This window comes from Streptomyces sp. NPDC127197 (genome assembly GCF_042672405.1).
Lineage (GTDB): Bacteria > Actinomycetota > Actinomycetes > Streptomycetales > Streptomycetaceae > Streptomyces > Streptomyces flavusporus.
Genome location: NZ_JBHXVG010000019.1, coordinates 42,354 through 63,871 on the forward strand (window position 1 = coordinate 42,354; position 21,518 = coordinate 63,871).

Below are 21,518 nucleotides of genomic sequence, written 5' to 3' on the forward strand. Positions count from 1 at the left end.
CCGCCAAGGCTGAGGCAGCCGCTCACCCATCGGACCACCGGTGTGGAGACGGGTAACCGATTCGAGTGCCTGCCCGGTCCCTCGGGTTGGGCTCGGGGAGCTCAAGGCCCGGAAATCGCGGCGCTCAGCACGAGCCGACACCGCCGGCCGACACCAGGGGGCGCGGTGCCCCGACGGCCGTCAGTCCGTGATCACTGCGTTACGTCGGCTCCACTCGCCACCACGCGCCGCTTGGAGCATGAAGGTAGCGACGTCGGCGCGGCTGATCCTCGGAGCGCCCCTCATCTGCAGCCGGTCACCCACGCGGTAGGTGCCCTTGGCCCGGCCGTTGGTCAGCCCGGTCGGGAAGACCAACATCCAGTCCAAGCCACTGGAACGGATGCGGTCATCCGCGATCTTCTTGTTCGCGTAGACCCGCCGCAGCAACGTGCGGTACATGGTCCTCTGCGTAACGGTCGCCAGCTCGAAGGTGTCCCCCACACCGAACGACGACATCCACACCAGGCGGGAAACGCCCTGCTGCTGGGCCGCGCCGATCACGGCAGCCGACGCGCGGTCGAAGAGTCCATCAGGATTCAGCGATGTGCCCTGACCGAGGGCGGAGATGATGACGTCCTGCCCGAGCGCGGCGACTGCGACATCACGTTGCGAGGTGGCGTCTCCCATGACAACGGTGAACCGGTCCGCCACCTCACCTTGGGCCTCCGGGTTGCGTACGAGGGCCGTGCCCCAGTCACCGGATCGCAGGGCCAAGTCGACGAGATGACGACCGGTGGAGCCGGTCGCGCCGAGGATGAGCATCTTCATGGTGGGGGAATCCTCCATGCGCGACAGAGACAAGCGGACAGGTGTCCGATACGGAAACGTATCGGACACCTGTCCGCTTAGCGAGCCCGATCGCCCAGCCGTCGGCCTTCAGGCCTCAGCCCCGTCCGGGCGCCCCTGCGCGCAGCCCGTCCATGACAAGATCCAGAAGCCGAGCGCTCTGGGCTTGCCAGTCCCCACGGGAATCGATCTGCCAGATACCGGCGATGGCCAGGATGAAGTCGTCGACAGTAACCCCCGGACGAACGGTGCCGGCCTCGTGATTGGCAGCGAGCAGAGCCTCGACAGCCTCGACCACCAGCGCGTACCCCGGCTGAGCCGGACCGTCCGCCGTCCCGACGATCTGACGCATCGCGTCCGACAGGCCGACCTTGGCGACGGCGAAGCGGGCGAGCTGATCCATCCATTCACGCAGGGCCTGGTCGGGCGCCCGGGTTTTGAGCAGTTCCGCCGCAGCGTCAGTGAGCAGGTGCACCTCGTGGCGGTAGACCTCAAGGACGAGCGCTTCACGGTTGGGGAAGTTGCGATAGAAGGTGCCCTGTCCTACCCCCGCTTTCTTGGCGATCAAGCTCAGCGGGACATCCACGTCACGCGACAACTCGGCCAGCGCCACCTCCAGGATCCGCTCCCGATTGCGCTGCGCATCCGAGCGCTGAGGCCCGTTGCTCCTGGAGTCCACTTCCCCTCCTTCCGGGCTCACACCCAAAACCCTTGCTAACCGGATAACTGTCCGCCACGTTCTCACTTAGCGGACACCAGTCCGCTTGTGTCCACCATAGCGCCAGCCGCGGCCGCGCCGACGGGCAGATAGCGCACGACCTGCGTTCGGTCCCGCCATCGAGGCGCTTGGGCGCGCCGACGGCACTCGCCAAAGCCGTCTGGCACGCCCCCACACACCCCGACGCCCGCTGCCCGTCCGTACTGATCGTGTCCTGTCCACGGAGGGACCAAGTGCTTGATGTCTCCCATGAGTTGGGCCGCTGGTTCGAGGAGGGCCGGGAGTTCGCCGTGGCCACAGTTGTCGGTGTCAGCGGCAGCGCGCCACGCGGGCTCGGGGCCGCCCTCGCCCGTGGACAGCGACGGGACGGCCGTTGGATCGGTCTCCGGAGGCTGCGTCGAAGGTGCGGTCTACGACCTGTGCAGGCAGGCCCTCCAGAACGGCAGGAGCGTCGTCGAGCGGTTCGGCTACAGCGACGAAGACGCCTTCGCCGTCGGGCTGACCTGCGGCGGGATCATCGACATCCTCATCACCCCGGTCACCGCCACCGCGCCGGCCAGGACGGTCGTCGGCTCGGCCGTGAGCGCCATGACCCGCGGCGAACCGGCAGCCCTCACCCGGATCATCCGCGGACCGGCCGACCTGCTGGGCGCGAGCCTGCTCGTCCACGGCGACGGCACCTACGAAGGCTCGTACGCAGGCGGCCGCCCCGAGCTGGAACAGGCGGCCGCCGCCCAGGCACACGCCCTGCTCCAGGCCGGACGTACCGGCACGGTCGAACTCTCCGCGAGCGCAGCGAGAGGGGGGAGGATCCCTCTGCCCGGGCGGCCTCACCCTGCTCGTCGAGGCGCACCTCCCACCACCGCGCATGATCGTGTTCGGGGCGATCGACTTCGCCGCCGCACTGGTCCGGGCAGGCAAGTTCCTCGGCTACCACGTCACCGTGTGCGACGCCCGCCCCGTCTTCGCCACCCGCGCTCGCTTCCCCGACGCCGACGACATCGTCGTCGACTGGCCCCACCGCTACCTGCGGCACACCCCGACCGACGCCCGCACCGCCCTGTGCGTCCTCACCCACGACGCCAAGTTCGACATCCCCCTCCTCCAACAAGCCCTGCGCATGCCGGTCGCCTGCATCGGCGCCATGGGCTCCCGCCGCACCCACACCGACCGCGAACGCAGACTGCACGAAGCCGGCCTGGGCGAGCAGGAACTGGCCCGGCTCCGCTCACCGATCGGCCTCGACCTCGGCGCCCGCACGCCCGAGGAGACCGCCCTGTCCATCGCCGCCGAAATCATCGCCACGCGACGCGGCGCCACCGGCATTCCCCTCATCGACACCCACACCCCCATCCACCGCAACCCGGCACAGCCGGCAGCACTGGGGGCGGCCTGACAGCCGCACCGCACCGGCCGGACCGGCGCACCGAAGCAAGACAACCGAGCCTCTCCGAACCTCCCGGGTCCGGAGATCAGCAACACCTCTCTGCACATCCACACACCACTCTGGAGACAGTCATGAAGCGCCGCAGACTCAGCCGCCGCGTCACTCTTGTCGGTGTCGGTGTCCTCACCACCGCCGCGCTGACCGTAGGCACCACCGCCTTCGCCGTCACGGACACCGCGCCGAAGAAGCCCGCCGCGGCCACCTGGCCCGCCGGCCAGGCCGCCAAGGAAGCACGCAACAAGCAGATCGTGCGCGCCTTCGTGGACCTCGGCATCAACCAGAAGAAGCCGCAGGAGGCCGCCGACCGTTACGTGGGCGACCTCATCCAGCACAACCCCAACGTCGCCGACGGCAAGGAGGGATGGATCACCTGGGCGACGGGGTTCGTCAAGGCGGTCCCGGACGTCAACGTGGACTTCAAGCGGTTCCTCGCCGACGGCGACCTTGTGACGGTGCACACCCACATAACGCTCAACGCGACCGACCGTGGCCTCGCGGCAATGGATGTCTTCCGGGTGAAGAACGGCAAGATCGTCGAGCACTGGGACGTCTCGACGCCGGTGCCCGAGACCTCGGCCAACGACAACGGCATGTTCTGACGCATCCCGCCCACTGCGCCCCGCTGATCGCTCGGTCGGCGGGGCGCAGTGCTGCTCAACCGGTCTTGGGACGGGCGAGTCCGAGGACTGTGTCGTCGTCTTCTTCCACGGGGGCGGCTTCGTCAAGGGCGACCTCGACTCGCACGACGACCAGGCCCGGACGCTGTGCGCCGCCACGGGGCGACCGGTCGTCTCCGTCGACTGCCGGCTCGCCCCCGAGCACCCCTTCCCCAGCGCCTACGACGACGCTGTGGAGGCCGTACGCTGGGCTCACTCGAACGCGGCCGCGTCGCTGGGCGGCCTGGCCCACCCGCTGCCGGTCGCGGTGGCCGGCACCAGCGCGGGAACCAACCTCGCGGTCGGCGCCGCCCTCGCGCACACGCCGTCCGCTCCCGTGGCCCAGCTACTGGTCTGCCCGATCGTCTCGGGTGATCCCGCGCTGCCCTCACGCACCGCGTTCGCGGAGGGGTACGGACTGACCTCGTTCGCGATCGAGCGGTTCATCGAGGTGTATCTGACCGATCCGGCACAGCGACAGGACCCCCGCTTCGCCCCGGCCCTCTCGCCGGACCTCGCCGCTCTGCCGCCGACCGTCCTGGTCGGCGCGGGGTTCGACCCGTTGCGCGACGACGCCGGCTGTTCCTGGACCGGCTGCGGGCCGAAGGGGTACGGGTCCTGGCCTCGGAGGAGCCGACCCTGCCCCATGGGTTCTGGAAGTATGCGGCGGTTTCCGACGCCGCGAACGACGCCGTCACCAGAATGTGTGACACCTTCCGTGTCCTCCTCGACGACGTCACCGGGACCCGGTGAGCAGCGGCCGACCAGGAGGACGTTTGTCACGGCGGGGGCGCCGGCCCCGTGCCCGACCGCGCGGGATGACCGCCGCCGCGGCCACCACCAGGAGCAGGCCGGCACCGGCAGCAGATCGCGTCTCCTGTGTGCCGAAGCCGCCCACTTCGCGCTGTTTCCCAGCGCGTCCCGGAAACGGATCGTGTACGGGTGCGGGCACCGGGTCGGCCTGACGCAGCCACACTCCTTGAAAAGGGACCCCATTACCGGCGAGCAAGCTGTCGAGCCACGAAGCGCACCTTCCGAACGAGAGCCGGGCATCCGCACCCAGGCCCCCGCCACGGCGATCACCAAGTCAGCAAGCGGGGACGCCTCAACGCCCGATGCTGACCGTTTACCGACCCTTCCTGACGTATCGTCAGGCCACATCCAGGGCCTCTCCCGGTTCCCCAGACCTGTCGTCACGACGACGGCGACCAGCCCATGCACCGGCCTTCGCCAGCCTCCGTGACCTTCGTCACTGCAGGAACGGCTGGTGCGCGATATCCGCAATGGGATGAGAATGGACTTACCGCGTCGAAGACGGACGAATCCGCTCCGCGGAAGGAGACGATGATGCATCCCGCCGCTCTCGCAGGTGCCGTCGTGGGCCGCATCACGCACTACGCCCTGTCCGGAACCGCCGGCGTGCTGGTTCTGCGGGGCGCCGCCAAGGCCGCGCCCAAGGCCAAACCCGCGGCGCGCAGACTGCTGGTCAGCGGCATAGCCGGCGGCATCACAACGGGACGACGGCTCGGGGCGGCCGCCGAGGAGGCCCGTCTGAGGGCCGGCGACCTGCTGGCCGAGGCCAGGGAGCAGCTGGGTGAGGAGGCGCCGCCGCCCTCTGCGGTCGGTGTCGAGGGGCACGCCCACGACCACGAGCACTGAGAGGCGGTCGTCATGTCCGGCACGTCCGCACCCGCAGAGGTACCCGTGTCCGGTTCCGACTCCGTGGTGGTGCGGGCCGCTGCCGCGGGGCGCGTACGGCTGACGGTTCCCTGGCTGCGGGCGCGGCCCAGGTGTGCCGGGCTCGTCGACGAGCGGTTCACCGATCTGCCGGGGTTCAGGGCGCTGCGTGTCTTTCCGCGTACCGGTGCCGTGATCGTCTGGGTGCAGCCCGACCTGGTCGACGTGGACCGGCTGGTGGCCGCCCTGACCGAGGCGCCGCCGCCGGGGGTGCCCGCCAGGGCCAGCCGGTCCGTGCCCGATTCCTCCACGGGGGAGGTCGCGCGGCTGGTGGTCGGCGGTGCGGTGCTCGCCCTGGTGGGGTTGCGGCGGCTGCTCGGCCGGCCTCCGTGGACTCCGGCGGGCTCGGCCGGCTTCCTCGGCGCGGTCACCGTCTTCACCGGGCTGCCGTTCTTCCGCGGCGCCGCACGCACCCTCGGCGGCCGGCGCCACGCGGGCACCGATCTGCTGGTGACGACGGCGACCGTGATCTCGCTCGTGCTGCGCGAGAACGTGGTCGCGCTGATGGTGCTGTGGCTGCTCAACATCGGTGAGTTTCTGCAGGCCATCACCCTGCGGCGGACCCGGCGCGCCATCGAGGAACTGCTCTCCATCGGCGAGGAGCGGGTCTGGCTGGTCCGCGACGGCGTGGAGGTGGAGGCCGATCTCACGGAGGTCAGGGCCGGGGACGTGGTCGCGGTGTACGAGCACCACCGCATCCCCGTCGACGGCACCGCCGAGTCCGGCGAGGCGCTGGTGGACCAGGCGGCGATCACCGGCGAGGCGCTGCCGGTGTACGTGCAGCCCGGCAGCGAGGTGTACGCGGGCACCCTCGTCTCCACCGGCTCCCTGACCGTACGGGCCACCTCGGTCGGACAGGACACGGTCGTCGGGCGGATCATCACCCGGGTCGAGGAGGCCCAGGCCGACCGGGCACCGATCCAGACCGTCGCCGCCGCCTTCACCCGCCGCTTCGTGCCCGTCTCGTTCGCCCTCGCCGGGATCACGTACGCCCTGACCCGGGACGCCCGACGGGCGATGACCATGCTGCTGATCGCCTGCCCCTGCGCCGCGGGCCTGGCCACCCCCACCGCCATCAGCGCGGCCATCGGCAACGGTGCCCGCAGGGGCACCCTCATCAAGGGCGGCACCCACCTGGAAGGGATCGGCCGCGTCACCGCCGTGGTCTTCGACAAGACCGGCACCCTCACCCTCGGCCGCCCCCTGGTCACCAGCGTGGTCACGCTCGACGAGACGGTCACCGCCGACGAGGTACTGAGCCTGGCGGCCTCCGGCGAGCTGCACGCACGCCACCCGCTGGCCGAAGCCATCGTCCGGCGCACCGAGGAACAGCATCTGCACATCCCGATCCACCAGGCCTGCGAGGTCGTCCTCGGGATGGGCGTACGCGCCGAACTCGACGGCACCCGCCTGCTGGTGGGCAGCCCCGCCCTGCTGCGCCGCCACGGCCTGGAGCTGTCCGAGGTGGCCCGGGAATGGACGAGCCGACTGCGCGCCGCCGGCGAGACCGTCATCTGCCTCGCCCACGACGAGAAGCTGATCGGCATGCTCGGCCTGTCCGACGCCGTACGCGGCGGGGCCGACACGGTCGTCCGCCAGCTGACCGAGCTCGGAGTGACCCGCATCGTGCTGCTCACCGGCGACGCACCCGAGACCGCCCAGGCCGTCGCCGACACCCTCGGCATCACCGAAGTCCACGCCCACGCGCTGCCCGAGGCCAAACTCCAGCTGATCCGCGACCTCCAGACCGAGGGGCACAGCGTGGCCATGGTCGGCGACGGCACCAACGACGCCCCCGCGCTGGCGCTCGCGGACGTCGGCATCGTCATGGGCGCCCACTCCTCCCACGTCGCGCTGGAGACCGCCGACATAGCCCTGGCCGGAAACGACCTGCGCCAGGTCGCCGCCGTCGTGGAACTCAGCCGGCACACCCTGCGCGTCGTACGGCAGAACTACACCCTGTCCATCGGCGTGAACCTCGCCGGCCTCGTCGCGGGCGCCGGCGGCTCCATCAACCCCGTCCTGGCCGCCCTGCTCCACAACACCAGCAGCATCGCCGTGGTCGCCAACTCCGCCCGACTCGTCGGCCACACACCGCACCTGCCGAGCGACACCACCGGACGGCTGCGCGCCGCACCACTTGAGGAGCGGCGCGTGCGCTGATCCCCCACGGCTCGTGGCGGCGGACACCGGTGGTCCGCCCTCAGAGCAGGTCCTCGATCGTGATCGGTATCTTCCGGATGCGCCGCCCGGTCGCGTGGTGGACGGCGTTCGCGATCGCGGCCCCGGCCCCGACCTGCCCGATCTCGCCCACGCCCTTGACCCCCAGCGGGTTCACTACGTCGTCCTCGACCTCGACCAGTTCGACGTCGACGTCGGGCGCGTCCGCGTTGACCGCGACCAGGTACTCACCGAGGCTCGCGTTGGCCCAGTGGCCGGTGCGCGGGTGCATGTGGTTGGCCTCCAGCAGCGCCTGGCCCAGGCCCCAGAGCATGCCGCCCATGAGCTGGCTGCGGGCCAGTTTGGGGTTGAGCACCCGGCCGGGAGCGAAGGCACCGGTCATACGCCGCACCCGGACCAGTCCGAGCTCCGCGTCGACGGCCACCTCGGCGAACTGGGCGCCGAAGGTCATCATCGCGTACCCGGGGTCTCCGGTCGGCGGAGTCCACGCACCGGACGCCTCGGCGTCCGGCTGGAAGTGGCGCTGCAGCAGGTCGGCGTAGGGGTCGGAGGCGGTTCCCGCCGTCATCAGCCCCTCCCCTACGACCACGTCGACCGGGTTCGCGCCGTGCAGCGGGGAGCGGGGGTCCGCGACGGCGCGGGCGATGAGCTGGTTGCGCAGGGCGGTCGCGGCGCTGTGCACGGCGGCACTGATCATGCCCGCGCCCGCGGAGCCCACCGCGGCCGCGATATTGGGCAGGTCGGTGTCGCCGCTCTCGAACCGGCAGCGCTCCACCGGCATGCCGAGCGCGTCGGCGGCGACCTGCGTCATGACCGTGGCCACACCGGTGCCGAAGTCGGGGGTGGCGGCCTGGACGACGGCGGTGCCGTCGGCGTAGAGGCGGGCGCGGGCGCGCTGCGGGTTGGCGGGCGGCGCCACCGGATAGCCGGCGGTGGCCATGCCCGTCCCGATCAGCCTGTTCCCCTCGCGTCGCACTCCGGGCCGTGGATCGCGGCCTGCCCAGCCGAAGCGCGCGGCACCGCGCTCGTAGCACTCCCTCAGGCCGCTGCTCGACCACGGCTGACCCGAGGACGGGCTCCTCTCCGCGTAGTTGCGCAGCCGCAGCTCGATCGGATCCAGGCCGAGTTCATGCGCCAGTTCGTCCATCGCGACCTCGAGCGCGAGCATGCCGCTCGCCTCTCCGGGCGCCCGCATGAACGTGGGGGTCATCGTGTTGGCCCGGAAGATCCGATAGAGGCCGTCGAAGTTCGGGCACGCGTAGAGCTCCGACGACACGCCGATCGAGGGTTCGGCCCAGTCGTCGAAGTGCGAGGTCGGGGACAGCTTGTGATGCCGGATGGCGGTCAGCCGGCCGTCGCGCGTCGCACCGAGGGCGATGTGCTGCTCCTGCTCCTCGCGGTGCCCGACCGAGGTGAACATCTGCTCGCGGGTCAGCACGAGTTTGACCGGCCTGCCGACGTGCCGGGCGGCCAGCGCGGCCAGCGCCGCGTGATGGTGGATCATCGCCTTGGAGCCGAAACTGCCGCCGACGTAGTGCCCGATGACCCTGATCTTGGACAGGGGCATACCGAGCAGCCGGGCGACGGTGATCTGGGTGGCGTTGACGCCCTGGGTGGTGTCGTGCAGCACCAGCTCGTCGCCGTCCCACTCGGCCGTGGTGCCTGACGGCTCGATCGGGTTGTGGTTGTTCGCCGCGTACGTGAATGTCGCCTCCACCCGCACATCCGCCGCCGCGAGGCCCGCATCGATGTCTCCGCGCTGGATGCGACCCGGCAGCCAGCCGCCGAAGATGCGCTCGGGTATGTATGCCTGGTCGCGGCCCTGTTCCAGGGTGACGACCGGGGGTGTTTCCGCGTAGGACACGCGCAGCTCGCTCGCCGCGTGCTGGGCCCGCTCCCAGGTGTCGGCGACGACGATCGCGATGTGCTGACCCGCGTAGTGGACGACGTCGTCCTGCATCGGGAAGAAGGTCTGCCCGGGGGCGGCGGTGCCTGCCAGGGAGGGAATCAGCGGCGGCTGCTCCGTGATCCTCGGCAGGTTCTGGTGGGTGAGGACGGCGAGCACGCCCTCCTCCGCCTGGGCGGCGCTCGTGTCGATGTCGGTGACGCGCCCACTGGCGATGCGGGAGCCGACCACACAGGCGTAGGCCATGCCGGGGATCGGGATCTCGGCGGAGTAGCGGGCGCTGCCGGTGACCTTGGAGCGGCCGTCGACGCGGTCGAGGGGCTGTCCGATTGCCGGTGCGGTCGTCATTCCGGGCTCCCGCTTCCGTCGGCGGTGAGGGTTTCGAGGGCGCGTACGACGGTGCGCTGCGCGAGTTCGACCTTGAAGGCGTTCATGGGGGTCGGCCGGGCTTCGGCCAGTTCGGCGCGGGCCGCCAGCGCGAAGTTGTCCCGTACCGCGGCGGCACCGATCAGGAAGTCCTCCACCCGGCGGGCCCGCCATGGCTTGGTGGCCACGCCTCCGAGGGCCACCCGCACGTCCGCGACGGTGCCGTCCACGACGGACACCGCGGCGGCCACCGAGGCGAGCGCGAACTCGTAACTCTCGCGGTCCCGGACCTTCAGGTAGAGCGAGTGGCGCGCCACGGGTGTCGCGGGCACCTCGATGTCGGTGATCAGCTCGCCGTGCTCCATCGGATGCTCGCGGTGCGGGGAGTCGCCGGGCAGGAGGAAGAAGTCGTCGAACGCGTACGTCCGTTCGCCGCCGGGGCCCAGCGTGTGCACCCGTGCGTCGAGGGACATCAGCGCCACGGCCACGTCCGAGGGGTGGGTGGCGATGCAGTGCTCGCTGGTGCCCAGGATCGCGTGACCGCGGTTGAACCCCTCGATGGCCGAACAGCCGGTGCCCGGCTCGCGTTTGTTGCAGGGCGACTCCGCGTCCCGGTAGTAGGAGCACCGCACTCGTTGCAGGAGGTTTCCGCCCATGGACGCCATGTGCCGCAACTGCGCGGAGGCGCCGAGCTCCAGGGCCTGGCAGATCACGGGGAAGCGCTCGCGCACGGTGGGCGCGGCGGCGACCTCGCTCATCCGGGCCAGGGATCCGATGCGCAGGCCGCCCTCCGGGGTGGCTTCGATACGCGTCAGGGGAAGGTCGTTGATGTCGACGAGCCGCCGTGGGTGCAGGACGTTCTGGCGGAGCAGATCGATCTCGGTGGTGCCGCCGGCCAGGAAGTCGCTGGTGGGATCGGCGCTGACCGCGGCGATCGCCGTCGCGGTGTCGGTGGCTCGCGAGTAGGTGATCGGCCGCACGGCAAGGCTCCCTAGGCTCCGTCGCGGACAGCGCGGATCGCGGCCCGTATGTGGGGGTAGGCGGCGCAGCGGCAGATGTTGCCGCTCATCCCCTCCTTGATCTCGGCGTCGTCGCCCGCATGGCCCTCCTTGAGCAGCGCCACGGCCGACATGATCTGGCCCGGGGTGCAGTAGCCGCACTGGAAGGCGTCCTCGGCGATGAACGCCTGTTGCATGGCGTGCAGTTCATCGCCCTCCGCCAGTCCCTCGACGGTGGTCACCTCACGTCCCTCGCAGGTCATGGCGAGCGTGAGGCAGGACAGTACGCGATTTCCGTCCACCCACACGGTGCAGGCGCCGCACGTGCCCTGGTCGCAGCCCTTCTTCGCGCCGGTCAGATGCAGATGTTCGCGCAGCGCGTCGAGCAGGCTGACACGCGGCTCGATTTCCACGGAGTACCGGACACCGTTGACCGACAACCTGACCCCGACCGGGCCGGGACCTCGCTCCTCGAGGATTTGCCCACGTTCGGTGCGGGCCTGACCGCGTACAGACATGGGTCACCTCCAGGGAGAGACCTTTTCATCCTCATACGGGCAGATATGTGCTGCAACCGTAGGGTTCCGCTGTGACCGACCGCGCGCCGGCCTCCCGTGAGGCGGTGACCGTGGCCGCTTCCGGGTGAAGGCGCGAACGGCGTGCGGGGGCCGGGGAGTTCAGATGACCTGGTCGGTGCGCAGTGCGTCGATGTCGGCCGCGGTGTAGCCCAGTTCGGCCAGGATCCGGTCGGTGTGCTCGCCCGCTGCGGGTACGGCGTCCATGCGCGGTGCCGTACCGGCGAGATCGACCGGCGGCAGCAGGGCCGGCACCCGGGTTCCCCCGGGGATCGGGATGTTCCGCCAGCGGTCCCGGGCTCTGAGCACGGGGTGCGCCAGGAACTCCTCGACGTCGTTGACTTCGGAGTTGGCGATGCCCGCCTCGTCCAGCAGTTTCCTCACTTCGCCGCTGCCGGACTCCCGGAAGCGTTCGGCCACGATCGCGTTCAGTTCGGTGCGGTGGGCCACCCGTGCGGAGCCGGTGGCGAAGCGAGGGTCGTCGACGAGGTCGGGCCGCCTGAGGAACTGCTCGCAGAGGGCGGCCCATTCGCGTTCGTTCTGGATGGAGAACAGGACCTCCTTGCCGTCGGCCGCGGTGTAGGTGCCGTACGGGGCGATCGTGGCGTGCTGGGTGCCGAGGCGTGGGGGCTGGGTGCCACCGTGCCGGGTGTAGTAGGCGGGCTGGCCCATCCACTCGGCCAGCGCCTCGAACAGGGAGACCTCCACGGCCCGTGCCACGCCCGTGGTCGCGCGGGTGAACAGGGCGGTGAGGATGCCCGAGTAGGCGTACATCCCGGCGGCGATGTCGGCGACCGAGATCCCCGCCCGAGCGGATCCGTGCTCGTTGCCGGTCAGCGACACCAGGCCCGTCTGGCACTGCATGAGCAGGTCGTACGCCTTGCGGTCGGCCCAGGGGCCGGTGGAGCCGTAGCCGGTGATGGAGCACGGGATCAGGGACGGGAAGCGCTCGGCGAGGGCCTCCGCGCCGAGGCCCGCCCTGGCGGCCGCGCCGGGCGCGAGATTCTGCACGAACACGTCCGCCCCGCCGAGGAGTTGGTCCAGCACCCGCCTCCCCCGCTCCGACTTCAGGTCGAGGAAGAGGGACTCCTTGGAGCGGTTGAGCCACACGAAATAGCTGGACTCGCCGTGCACGGTGGTGTCGTACCGGCGGGCGAAGTCGCCGCCTCCCGGACGCTCCACCTTGATCACCCGGGCGCCGAGGTCGGCGAGCTGACGGGTGGCGAAGGGGGCGGCCACCGCCTGCTCGACGCTGACGACGGTGATGCCGGACAGCGGCGGGTCTGCGGGGTGATCGGTCATACGGCGGCCTCCAGGAGCGGGTGTGCCCCGACGGTATTACCCACCCCGGCTCACGCGTAGATCCACGCTGTGCTTGCGGTGGAGTGGCCGTTGGTCTTAGTGCTTTCTTCCGAGGCGCATTGCGCCGAGAGACCGATTCCCGCCCGTCCGGGCGACCATAGTGTGGGCCGCATGAGCGATGCAGCGCACAAGACCTCCCACGACCGCGCGTTGGACGTTGTCCGGGGCTACACGGACCGCGACGCCCTCGCGGTTCAGGAGGCGCTGGCCGGTCTGGACGCGGGCAGCTGGACAGAGGTGTACGCCGTCCTGAGTGGTCTGCTGCGCTCCACCGTCAGCATCATGGAGCTGACCGGCAGGCAGTGGAAACCGGGCGACCTGGTGCGGCATGCCGACGAAGTCGCCGCCACGGCCCCGCCCCACTACGAGTTCGCCGTTGCCGAGGCAACGCGGGCCTGGGCCCGCGGAGACCAGTCCGCGATGCGTGCGCTGTCGGGCCGCGACCTCCCGGGGGCCGTGCACATGACGGCCGTAGGCGTCGCCGTTCTGGGTCTGGCGCTGTGGGGCAGGACCGGATTCCATGGTGTTCTCAAGGAGTTCCACCAGACCGTCACCGCGCTCGTGAACGATCGGCCTTCCGGCGTCTGACCACTCGTACCGGTGCGTCCGGATCTCAGACTCTCGTCGGCTTCGTCGTCGATGCCACCTGCCTGCGAAGCCGGCGAGAACCCCTTACCTCCTGCCGTGTGGCCCAACCCTTCACAGAAGCGGAGTGTTTCGCTTGTCCAGAGCCGCACTGAACCGGATCGTCGCCGGCGAATTCCTCAGGGACTCGCCTGCTCCGGGCGGTGAGGACGCGCCATGAACTTCCGGACTCCGCTGTCCGCCCTGTTCCCCGGAACCTCAGGCCGGCTCCTCACCGCCCTCGTCGATCACCACGCCGCCGACGCCGCCAGGCCACTGACGCTCAACGAGCTGTCCAAGAACGCGGCAGTGACGTCCAACCAGCTGGAAGCGCCGCTCTTCCGCCTCGGACTGCTCGGCCTCATCGCCCCCAGGCGCAAAGGAGAAGCCGTACGTCTCGTCGCAGGCCACATCGCCTGGCCCGCTCTGCGTCAGCTGACAGACCTGCGTAGCCGCGTCATCGACACGGTCCGCGAGCAGGCGCAGGCCCACCTCCACCCAGCACCGGACCATCTCGCCCTGAACGGCGCCGTCATCGACGGAACAGCGTCACATCCTGCGGACGTCCTGGAGCTGATCGTCGTTCCGCCGGCAACTCCCCCGGCTGACTGGCAGCATGGCGTCGCCACCCTCGTCGCACAGCTGTCCCGGGATCTGGGCAACGTCGTCGTCCACCGCAGTGCCCGTGACACCGAAGAGGCGGAGGCCATGGGCGGCAGGAGCGCCGTGCGCGTCTTCCCGGCGTGATGGCAGCAGGGAGAGGTATCACTCGGTCATGGTTCCGATCGCCGGTGTTCAACGTTCATCGGCTCCGGTCACCCGCCGTACCAGGTCCACCCAGGTGCTCTCCAGACGTGCGGTGGTGACCTGGCATTCGTTGCGCAGGTAGTCCATGGTCTCCAGGCTCACGAAAGCCAGCATGGCGTGGGCGAGTATGTCGTGATCACCCTCAACTCCCGCTTCCTGCAGGAGAGACGAGACGTGATGGTGAAAGGCCCGGCAGTCGTCCGAGGCATTGCGCCGTTCGCAGAGGACCTGGCGCCCCAGCGCGGCACCCAGGTCCGCATCGTCGGCGACGCGCGCGACCAGGGCACAACCGAACGCCGTCAGCCGGTCTCTCGCCGGTGCTCCCGGTCCCAACGGAGGGGGACCGGAGGTGTACGCCTCATGGAACTCCGCCTCGACGTCTCCCAGCAGAGCCAGCAGGAGTCCGTTGCGGTCGCCGAACCGGCGAAAGAGCGTGCCCTTTCCCACACCGGCCGCCTGCGCGACCTCGTGCATCGTCACATGCTCCGCTCCCCGGTCGGCCACCAGACGAGCGGCCGCCTCCAACAGTCGGGCGCGGTTGCGGGCGGCATCGGCGCGCTCCGCAGTGGTGTCGTCCGGCGCCTGCGTCATCGTTCACTCCTCGGTGCTACGCGTGCGTACACGCATCCGTCCTCGATCTGCACCGGGTATACGGGGACGGGACGTTTCGCCGGCGGGTCGAGGGGGTGTCCGGTGCGCAGGTCGAAGCGGGAGGCATGCAGCCAGCACTCGACCGTGCACCCGTCCACCTCGCCCTCGGAGAGCGAGACGGCACTGTGCGAGCACACATCGTGGATGGCGAACACCTGTTGCTCGGTCAGGACGAGGGAGACGGGAACGCCCTCCACCTCGAACCGTCGGGGGACGCCCTCCTTCAAGTCGTCGAACTTGCAGAGGTACGTGTAGCCGCTGCTGGGCATCGCTCTCCTCGGGTGCATCCATGACACGGGGGTCGGCCATCCGCTCCACAGGGGTGCATCGGGCAGGCCGCGCCGGCCAGGAGCGTCACTGCGTGTGATCGTGGCTGATCGCCAACGCTAGCGACGCAGTCCGGGGCTGGGACCCGACCCGAGCCCGAATCGAACTCGGCACATGGACCTAAGACGTCGCAGGTGAGGGCGAGTATGGGTGACCTGCGTCAGTGCTGTGGCGGCACTCTGCGGGTTCGTCGCGCCGCACCTGGGTGGGAGCGGTGCGCCGGGCCACGATCCGCGTCCTGTGCGGCGTTCCGCTGACGGCGAGAGCGATCAGCGGGAGGAGGGTGAGGGCGGCGAGGGCCAGGATCAGCGTCTGGCGCTGCGGCATGCGCAGGGTGGCCATGGCCATGGTCGGCCCGCCGACGATCATGCCGATGGCGAAGGCGGTGATCAGCAGGCCGGCGTGGGAGACGCTGACGCCGAGGTCGCCGGCCAGCTCCGGCAGCAGGCCGCGATGACGAACTCGGTGGTCCCCATCAGGAACGTGCCGGCGGCGAGCACCCACACGACGAAGGGCAGCTTGCCGGGGGTGGTCCCGGATGCGGAAGGCATACGTGTGGTCTCTCCTTGGGCGGAAAGGGGGCAGATCAGGTGGGTGATGGCGAGGCCGTCGGAGCGGACGGTGGCCACGTCCGTCACGGTTCCATGGATCGAACGGGTTGGAGAAGGGAGGATCTTCTCCCCCTCTGGCGGGCACCGCCCTCCGCGCCCGGCTCCCCCACCCACGAACGGCTGCGCATCCTCGCCTCCTGGGCCGCCGACCAGAACCTGGCCGCTTCCCCTCCCCCACCTGACGGCGACCGGCGGTCGGTGGACCGGGCCCGTGCCCCGGGTCCCGGGCTAGCCGCCGATGGCGGACATGGGGCGGTCCGGCTGGACGAAGGTGGGGTCGTCCAGGCCCGCGCCTGCCTTCTTGCCCCACATCGCCAGGCGCCAGATGCGGGCGATCTCCTCGTCCGGGGCGCCGGCGCGCAGGGCGGCGCGCAGGTCGGTCTCCTCGCGGGCGAACAGGCAGGTGCGGATCTGGCCGTCGGCCGTCAGGCGGGTGCGGTCGCAGGCCGCGCAGAACGGGCGGGTGACCGAGGCGATGACGCCGACGCGGTGCGGGCCGCCGTCCACCAGCCAGCGCTCGGCCGGGGCCGAGCCGCGGGCTTCGTCGCCCTCGGCGGTCAGCTCGAAGCGGGTCCGCAGGGACGCCAGGATGTCCCCGGCGGTGATCATGCCGTCGCGCTTCCAGCCGTGCTGGGCGTCCAGGGGCATCTGCTCGATGAAGCGCAGCTCGTAGTCGTGCGCCACCGCCCAGGCGAGCAGGTCCGGGGCCTCGTCGTCGTTCAGCCCGGGCATCAGGACCGCGTTCACCTTCACCGGGGTCAGGCCCGCCTCGCGGGCGGCGTGCAGGCCCTCGAGGACGTCCCGGTGGCGGTCCCGGCGGGTGAGGGTCTTGAAGACGCCGGGGCGCAGGGTGTCCAGGGAGACGTTCACCCGGTCCAGGCCCGCCGCCTTCAGCGCGGCCGCGGTGCGCCGCAGGCCGATGCCGTTGGTGGTCAGCGACATCTGGGGACGCGGCTCCAGGGCGGCGACACGCTCGACGATGCCCACCAGGCCGGGGCGCAGCAGCGGCTCGCCGCCGGTGAAGCGGACCTCCTCGATGCCCAGGGACGTCACCGCGATGTCGATCAGGCGGACGATCTCGTCGTCCGTGAGCAGGTCCGGCTTGGCCAGCCACTGCAGGCCCTCCTCGGGCATGCAGTACGTGCAGCGCAGATTGCACCGGTCGGTGAGCGAGACCCTCAGGTCGGTGGCCACCCGGCCGTAGGTGTCGATGAGCACGTAGGCCCCCTCCTCAAGACAGGATTCGGTCCCCTGTGAGGGCGGTCCGACCGCCGGCCCGGCTCCGGATCAGCGGTCGATGAATCGGCCCCGTGCCCTGGGACAGAGGCAGACCAGTGGCATGGTTGGCGCAGGAGATGATCTCCGCGCTGATGGAGACCGCCGTCTCCTCGGGGGTGCGCGCGCCGAGGTCGAGGCCGATCGGGGAACGCAGCCGGGCCAACTGCTCCTCGGTGACGCCGACTTCGCGCAGGCGGTGCAGGCGTTCGGTGTGGGTGCGGCGGGATCCCATGGCGCCGATGTAGCCGACGGGCAGGTCGAGTGCGAGGCGCAGCAGCGGGATGTCGAACTTGGCGTCGTGGGTGAGGACGCAGACGGCGGTACGGGCGTCCACGGCCGTCTGCTCCAGGTAGCGGTGGGGCCAGTCGACCACGATCTCGTCGGCGTGCGGGAAGCGCGCCGCGGTGGCGAAGACGGGGCGGGCGTCGCAGATGGTGACGTGGTAGCCGAGGAAACGTCCGGCCTGGCTGAGGGCGGCGGCGAAGTCGACGGCGCCGAAGATCAGCATGCGGGGGCGGGTGGCGGCCACGTGGACGAGGACGGAGAACCGGTCGGGGCATGTGTCCGCCTCCCCGCCGAGCGGGACGAGCGCGGTGCGTCCCGCCCGGAGCAAGGCTGCGGCTCGGTCCGCCACCGCCCGGCCCGTCGGCCCCCGGTCCAGCGTCCCGAAAGCGACGTGACCGTCGCCGAGCACGCTCATGGTGGAGCCGACGAGTGCGTCGGGGCCGTCCACGACCTGGGCCACGGCAGCCGGTCGCCCCTGAACAACTTCGGCGAGAGCCTCTCCCAGGTGCGGCTGGGCAGCGGGGTCGATGCGCTGGACGAGGACGTCGAGTTCGCCGCCGCAGGTCAGTCCGACGGCGAAGGCGTCGTCGTCGGAGTAACCGAACCGGGCGCGCTGGGGAGGGCCCTGGTCATGCAGCACCCGCCGGCACAGTTCGTACACCGCGCCCTCGACGCAGCCGCCGGAGATGCTGCCGACCGCGTTGCCGTCCTCGTCCACCGCGACCGACGTACCGGTCGGCAGGGGCGCGCTGCCGTGCACGTCGACGACGGTGGCCAGGGCGAAGGGACGTGCCTCGCGGCACCAACGGTGCAGTGTGTCCGCGATGTTCAGCATGGGTCTGTCTCCGTGGTTCGCCGTGGGGTTGGCGGGCCGCCGCCGCGTCGCCGGGGAGCGTGTACACGGCGGCGGCCCTGACCGTCCGGCAGCCCGACGGGGGGACAGGCTGCCGGACGGGTCGGTGGGCCCGTCACTGGAATGCCAGGGCTAGATCAGTGCCTCGGCGGTGATGGGCAGATCGCGGACCCGGCGGCCGGTGGCGTTGAAGACCGCGTTGGCGATGGCGGGTGCCACGCCGACCATGACGACCTCGCCGAGCCCCTTGACGCCGAGCGGGTCGGCCTCCATGTCCTCGCCCTCCAGGTAGATCGCCCTGAGATCGGGGACGTCCGCGTTGACGGGGACGAGGTAGTCCGCCAGGCCGGCGTTCACGATCCGCCCGTCGCGGTGGTCGGTGACCGTGTGCTCCAGCAGCGCCTGGCCGATGCCGCCCACCATGCCGCCGATCGCCTGGCTGTCGGCGAGCTTGGGGCTGATGATGCGGCCCGCGTCGTACACGCCCAGGATCCGCCGCACCCGCACCAGGCCCAGCGTGGCGTCGACGGCCACCTCGGCGAAGGTCGCGTTGTAGGCGTGGAAGGAGTGCCGCTCGGGACTCGGCGGTCCGGTGTAGGAGCCGCGTGCTTCGAGGCGGGAGCGGTTGTTGCGGGTCAGCAGCCGCTGGTACGTCTCGCCCCGAGCCGGGTTGTTCCTTACGTGCAGCCGGCCACTGCGCGCCACGACGTCCTCGGCGGCCACGCCGTACAGCGGCGACTGCTCGTCCTCGACGGCCAGCTCGATCGCCTGCCGGCGAACCCGGTTGCAGCCGTCGAGGACGGCGGAGCCGACACTCGCCATGGTCATCGAGCCGCCGTGCGGCCCGGTCTGCGGGTAGAGCGAGTCGCCCAGCCGGAAGGTCACCGCGCGCATGGTCAGCCCGAGCGCGTCGGCGGCGACCTGGGTGTGGGACGTGTAGGTACCCGGCCCCATGTCACTGGAGGCGGTCTCGACCACGGCCGTGCCGTCGGCGTCCAATCGGACCCGGGCTTCAGCAGGCATACGCGCGGTGTGGTAGACACCCGCGGCCATACCCATGCCGATCAGCCAGTCACCCTCCCGCCGCGAGCGCGGCCTGGTGGGCCGGCGGTCCCAGCCGAACTCACGGGCGCCCACGGTGTAGCACTCACGCAGCCGACGGGTGGACCACGGCAGTCCGGACGACTCGTCCTCGGCCGGCTCGTTGCGTCGGCGCAGCTCGATCGGATCGATACCGAGCTCGTTGGCGAGTTCGTCCAGCGCCGACTCGATCACGTAGGACGCCGTCGCAGGGCCCGGCCCGCGCATCCAGATCGGGGTGTTCACATCCAGCGGCACCGTCCGGTACGCCTGGCGGACGTGAGGCATGCTGTAGAGCATCCGGCCCGGGTCCAGGATGCCCTCGACGAACGTCTCGTAGGAGGAGGTCTCGTGGTCCATCTCGTGGACCATGGCGGCAAGGCGCCCCCGCCGGTCGCTGCCCAGCCGCAGACGGTACTCGTAGGACGGCCGGAAGCCGACACCGAAGTACATCTGCTTACGGCTCAGCACCAGCTTGACCGGACGGCCCGTCTCCCGCGCCGCCAGGGCGGCGATGGCAACGTGCGGCCAGCAGCGCAGTCCGCTGCCGAAGCCGCCGCCGACGAACGGTGAGATCACGCGCACCGAGTCCTGGGGCAGGCCGAACACCGCAGCGAGTTCGTCCCGCGTGCCCATCACCCACTGCGTCTTGTCCCACACGGTCAGCCGGTTGCCGTCCCAGCGGGCGATGGTGGCGTGCGGCTCCATCGGGTTGTGATGGTTGCGGGCCAGGTGGTACGTCAGCTCCAGCCGTACGTCCGAGGAGCGCAGGCCTGCCTCGGCATCGCCACGCGCGTAGGTCGTCGGCTCGCCCGGCTCGGCCTCGGCCAGGTCGGTCGAGGGCCGCTCGGCGTCGTAGCTGACCTTGACCAGGCTCGCGCCGTGCTGCGCGGCCTCCAGGGTGGTGGCCACCACGACGGCGACCGGCTGACCGTGGAAGAGCACCCGGTTGTCCTGGAACACCCGCAGTCTGCGGCCGGCCGGGTTGTTCGACCCGGAGTTGTCACGGTACGGCAGCCTCGGCGCGTTGCCGTGGTGGATCACCCGCAGCACGCCCCGGTGGGCCTCGGCGTCACGGGTGTCGACGCCGGTGATGCGGCCGCGGCCGATACTCGCATCGACGATGACCGCGTGCACCGCCCCGTCGACATCGAACTCGGCGGCATACAGCGCCTGACCGGTGACCTTCAGCCGGCCGTCCACCCGGGACAGCGGCGCACCGACGGCTGCCTGCGGCTGGGGACTCACTTGGTACCTCCTACGATGCGCAGCTGGCGTTCCACGGTCCGCTGCAACAGCTCGGGCTTGAACCGGTTGTGCCGAAGCGGGCGGGCTCCCTGAGCCGCCCGCGCGGCGGCGGCCGCCCACAGGGCCTCGGACGGGCGTTCACCTACGAGGTGCCGCTCGACCGCGGGCAGCTTCCACGGCACCGTGCCCACACCGCCGGCGGCAACCTTCGCCTCCCGGATCACCCCACCGCGCACATGCAGTGCCACGGCCGCCGAGGTCAGGGCGAACTCGTAGGACTGACGGTCACGCACCTTCAGATAGCCCGACCGCAGCGGGCGCGGAAGCGCGGGGATCTCCACCGCGGTGATCAGCTCACCCTGCTGGACGGCCTGCTCCCGGTTCGGGGTGCTGCCCGGCCGCAGCAGGAAGTCCGCGAAGGGGAGACGGCGCTCCCCGTCCGGCCCCAGCAGGTGCACGGTCGCCTCCAGCGCCGCGAACGCCACCGCCACGTCGGAGGGGTGGGTGGCGACACAGTCGTCGGAGGTGCCCAGGATGGCGTGCATCCGGTTGAAGCCCTCCCGGGCGGCACACCCCGAACCGGGCTCGCGCTTGTTGCAGGCGGCGGTGACATCCCGGAAGTAGGTGCACCGGGTGCGCTGCATGATGTTGCCGCCGATGGTCGCCATGTTCCGCAGCTGCGCCGAAGCACTCAGCTCCAGCGCCTCGGAGATCACCGGGTACAGGCTGCGCACCTTGCGGTCGGCGGCGGCCTGGGACATGGTCACCAGCGCGCCGATGCGCAGGCCCCCGCCCTCGGTGGCGGTGACCTCACGCAGCGGCAGGCCGGAGATGTCGACCAGCGCCTCGGGACGCTCGACGGTCTCCCGCATCAGGTCGACCAGCGTGGTGCCCCCGGCGATGTAACGCCCGCCGCGGCGCCCGGCGTTGAGGGCTTCCCGGGTGTCGGAGACGCGGGTGTAGGCAAAGGGATACACAGGGCC

General features: G+C 70.9%; 19 protein-coding genes and 1 pseudogene. 7 read left to right on the forward strand and 13 right to left on the reverse strand.

Going from position 1 to position 21,518, the window contains the following annotated elements:
• Positions 1–180: 180 nt before the first annotated feature.
• Complete coding sequence (locus tag ACFVJQ_RS26845) at positions 181–876, reverse strand: NAD(P)-dependent oxidoreductase (protein WP_385787647.1); 696 nt, start codon at positions 874–876, stop codon at positions 181–183.
• A 46-nt stretch (positions 877–922) separates the two neighbouring features.
• Positions 923–1,504, reverse strand: a complete 582-nt coding sequence (locus ACFVJQ_RS26850; RefSeq protein WP_385787649.1) for a TetR/AcrR family transcriptional regulator — start codon at positions 1,502–1,504, stop codon at positions 923–925.
• A 272-nt stretch (positions 1,505–1,776) separates the two neighbouring features.
• On the opposite strand from ACFVJQ_RS26850, the pseudogene ACFVJQ_RS26855 reads away from it, so the two are divergent.
• The 5 genes and pseudogenes from ACFVJQ_RS26855 (at position 1,777) to ACFVJQ_RS26875 (ending at position 7,546) form a co-directional block, all read left to right on the forward strand.
• A pseudogene (locus tag ACFVJQ_RS26855) lies at positions 1,777–2,939 on the forward strand (XdhC family protein).
• Between the two features lie 122 nt (positions 2,940–3,061).
• Entirely contained in the window at positions 3,062–3,589 is a 528-nt protein-coding gene (locus ACFVJQ_RS26860; RefSeq protein WP_385787652.1) for an ester cyclase, read from the forward strand.
• Positions 3,590–3,602: 13 nt separating this feature from the next.
• Entirely contained in the window at positions 3,603–4,889 is a 1,287-nt protein-coding gene (locus ACFVJQ_RS26865; RefSeq protein WP_385787859.1) for an alpha/beta hydrolase, read from the forward strand.
• A 101-nt stretch (positions 4,890–4,990) separates the two neighbouring features.
• Positions 4,991–5,305 (forward strand): DUF1490 family protein, encoded by a 315-nt coding sequence (locus ACFVJQ_RS26870; protein ID WP_385514539.1) that lies wholly within the window; start codon positions 4,991–4,993, stop codon positions 5,303–5,305.
• Positions 5,306–5,317: 12 nt separating this feature from the next.
• Positions 5,318–7,546 carry a heavy metal translocating P-type ATPase gene (locus ACFVJQ_RS26875; RefSeq protein WP_385787655.1) on the forward strand — a complete coding sequence of 743 codons (2,229 nt, stop codon included), beginning with the start codon at positions 5,318–5,320 and terminating at the stop codon, positions 7,544–7,546.
• Between the two features lie 40 nt (positions 7,547–7,586).
• Here the strand turns inward: ACFVJQ_RS26875 and ACFVJQ_RS26880 are convergent, their stop codons facing one another.
• The 4 genes from ACFVJQ_RS26880 to ACFVJQ_RS26895 all read right to left on the reverse strand — a co-directional run bounded on the left by ACFVJQ_RS26880 (position 7,587) and on the right by ACFVJQ_RS26895 (position 12,711).
• The gene (locus ACFVJQ_RS26880; protein WP_385787658.1) at positions 7,587–9,818 is read right to left on the reverse strand and encodes a xanthine dehydrogenase family protein molybdopterin-binding subunit; all 2,232 of its coding nucleotides are present in this window, start codon (positions 9,816–9,818) and stop codon (positions 7,587–7,589) included.
• Positions 9,815–10,816 carry an FAD binding domain-containing protein gene (locus ACFVJQ_RS26885; protein WP_385787661.1) on the reverse strand — a complete coding sequence of 334 codons (1,002 nt, stop codon included), beginning with the start codon at positions 10,814–10,816 and terminating at the stop codon, positions 9,815–9,817. The genes ACFVJQ_RS26880 and ACFVJQ_RS26885 overlap by 4 nt, the downstream gene beginning before the upstream one ends.
• An 11-nt stretch (positions 10,817–10,827) precedes the next feature.
• Complete coding sequence (locus ACFVJQ_RS26890; RefSeq protein WP_385787664.1) at positions 10,828–11,352, reverse strand: (2Fe-2S)-binding protein; 525 nt, start codon at positions 11,350–11,352, stop codon at positions 10,828–10,830.
• A 159-nt stretch (positions 11,353–11,511) separates the two neighbouring features.
• Positions 11,512–12,711, reverse strand: coding sequence for a CaiB/BaiF CoA transferase family protein (locus ACFVJQ_RS26895; RefSeq protein WP_385787667.1), 1,200 nt, complete (start codon positions 12,709–12,711; stop codon positions 11,512–11,514).
• A gap of 171 nt (positions 12,712–12,882) precedes the next feature.
• Between ACFVJQ_RS26895 and ACFVJQ_RS26900 the strand changes: the two genes are divergently transcribed.
• Together ACFVJQ_RS26900 and ACFVJQ_RS26905 are read left to right on the forward strand one after the other, a co-directional pair.
• Complete coding sequence (locus ACFVJQ_RS26900) at positions 12,883–13,359, forward strand: hypothetical protein (protein ID WP_385514545.1); 477 nt, start codon at positions 12,883–12,885, stop codon at positions 13,357–13,359.
• Positions 13,360–13,572: 213 nt separating this feature from the next.
• On the forward strand, positions 13,573–14,142 hold the full coding sequence (locus ACFVJQ_RS26905; RefSeq protein ID WP_385514546.1) for a hypothetical protein: 570 nt from the start codon (positions 13,573–13,575) through the stop codon (positions 14,140–14,142).
• Positions 14,143–14,190: 48 nt separating this feature from the next.
• On the opposite strand, the gene ACFVJQ_RS26910 is transcribed toward ACFVJQ_RS26905, so the two are convergent.
• The 7 genes from ACFVJQ_RS26910 to ACFVJQ_RS26940 all read right to left on the reverse strand — a co-directional run bounded on the left by ACFVJQ_RS26910 (position 14,191) and on the right by ACFVJQ_RS26940 (position 21,512).
• Positions 14,191–14,793 (reverse strand): TetR/AcrR family transcriptional regulator, encoded by a 603-nt coding sequence (locus ACFVJQ_RS26910; RefSeq protein WP_385787670.1) that lies wholly within the window; start codon positions 14,791–14,793, stop codon positions 14,191–14,193.
• Complete coding sequence (locus ACFVJQ_RS26915; RefSeq protein ID WP_385787673.1) at positions 14,790–15,122, reverse strand: non-heme iron oxygenase ferredoxin subunit; 333 nt, start codon at positions 15,120–15,122, stop codon at positions 14,790–14,792. Before ACFVJQ_RS26915 ends, ACFVJQ_RS26910 begins: the two co-directional genes overlap by 4 nt.
• A gap of 178 nt (positions 15,123–15,300) precedes the next feature.
• Positions 15,301–15,684 carry a hypothetical protein gene (locus ACFVJQ_RS26920; protein ID WP_385787676.1) on the reverse strand — a complete coding sequence of 128 codons (384 nt, stop codon included), beginning with the start codon at positions 15,682–15,684 and terminating at the stop codon, positions 15,301–15,303.
• Between the two features lie 335 nt (positions 15,685–16,019).
• The gene (gene moaA, locus ACFVJQ_RS26925; protein WP_385787679.1) at positions 16,020–17,009 is read right to left on the reverse strand and encodes a GTP 3',8-cyclase MoaA; all 990 of its coding nucleotides are present in this window, start codon (positions 17,007–17,009) and stop codon (positions 16,020–16,022) included.
• Between the two features lie 13 nt (positions 17,010–17,022).
• Positions 17,023–18,189 carry an XdhC family protein gene (locus ACFVJQ_RS26930; protein WP_385787682.1) on the reverse strand — a complete coding sequence of 389 codons (1,167 nt, stop codon included), beginning with the start codon at positions 18,187–18,189 and terminating at the stop codon, positions 17,023–17,025.
• Positions 18,190–18,339: 150 nt separating this feature from the next.
• Positions 18,340–20,535: a xanthine dehydrogenase family protein molybdopterin-binding subunit gene (locus ACFVJQ_RS26935; protein ID WP_385787685.1), complete on the reverse strand. Its 2,196-nt coding sequence runs from the start codon at positions 20,533–20,535 to the stop codon at positions 18,340–18,342.
• Positions 20,532–21,512: an FAD binding domain-containing protein gene (locus tag ACFVJQ_RS26940; RefSeq protein ID WP_385787688.1), complete on the reverse strand. Its 981-nt coding sequence runs from the start codon at positions 21,510–21,512 to the stop codon at positions 20,532–20,534. Before ACFVJQ_RS26940 ends, ACFVJQ_RS26935 begins: the two co-directional genes overlap by 4 nt.
• Positions 21,513–21,518: the final 6 nt, after the last annotated feature.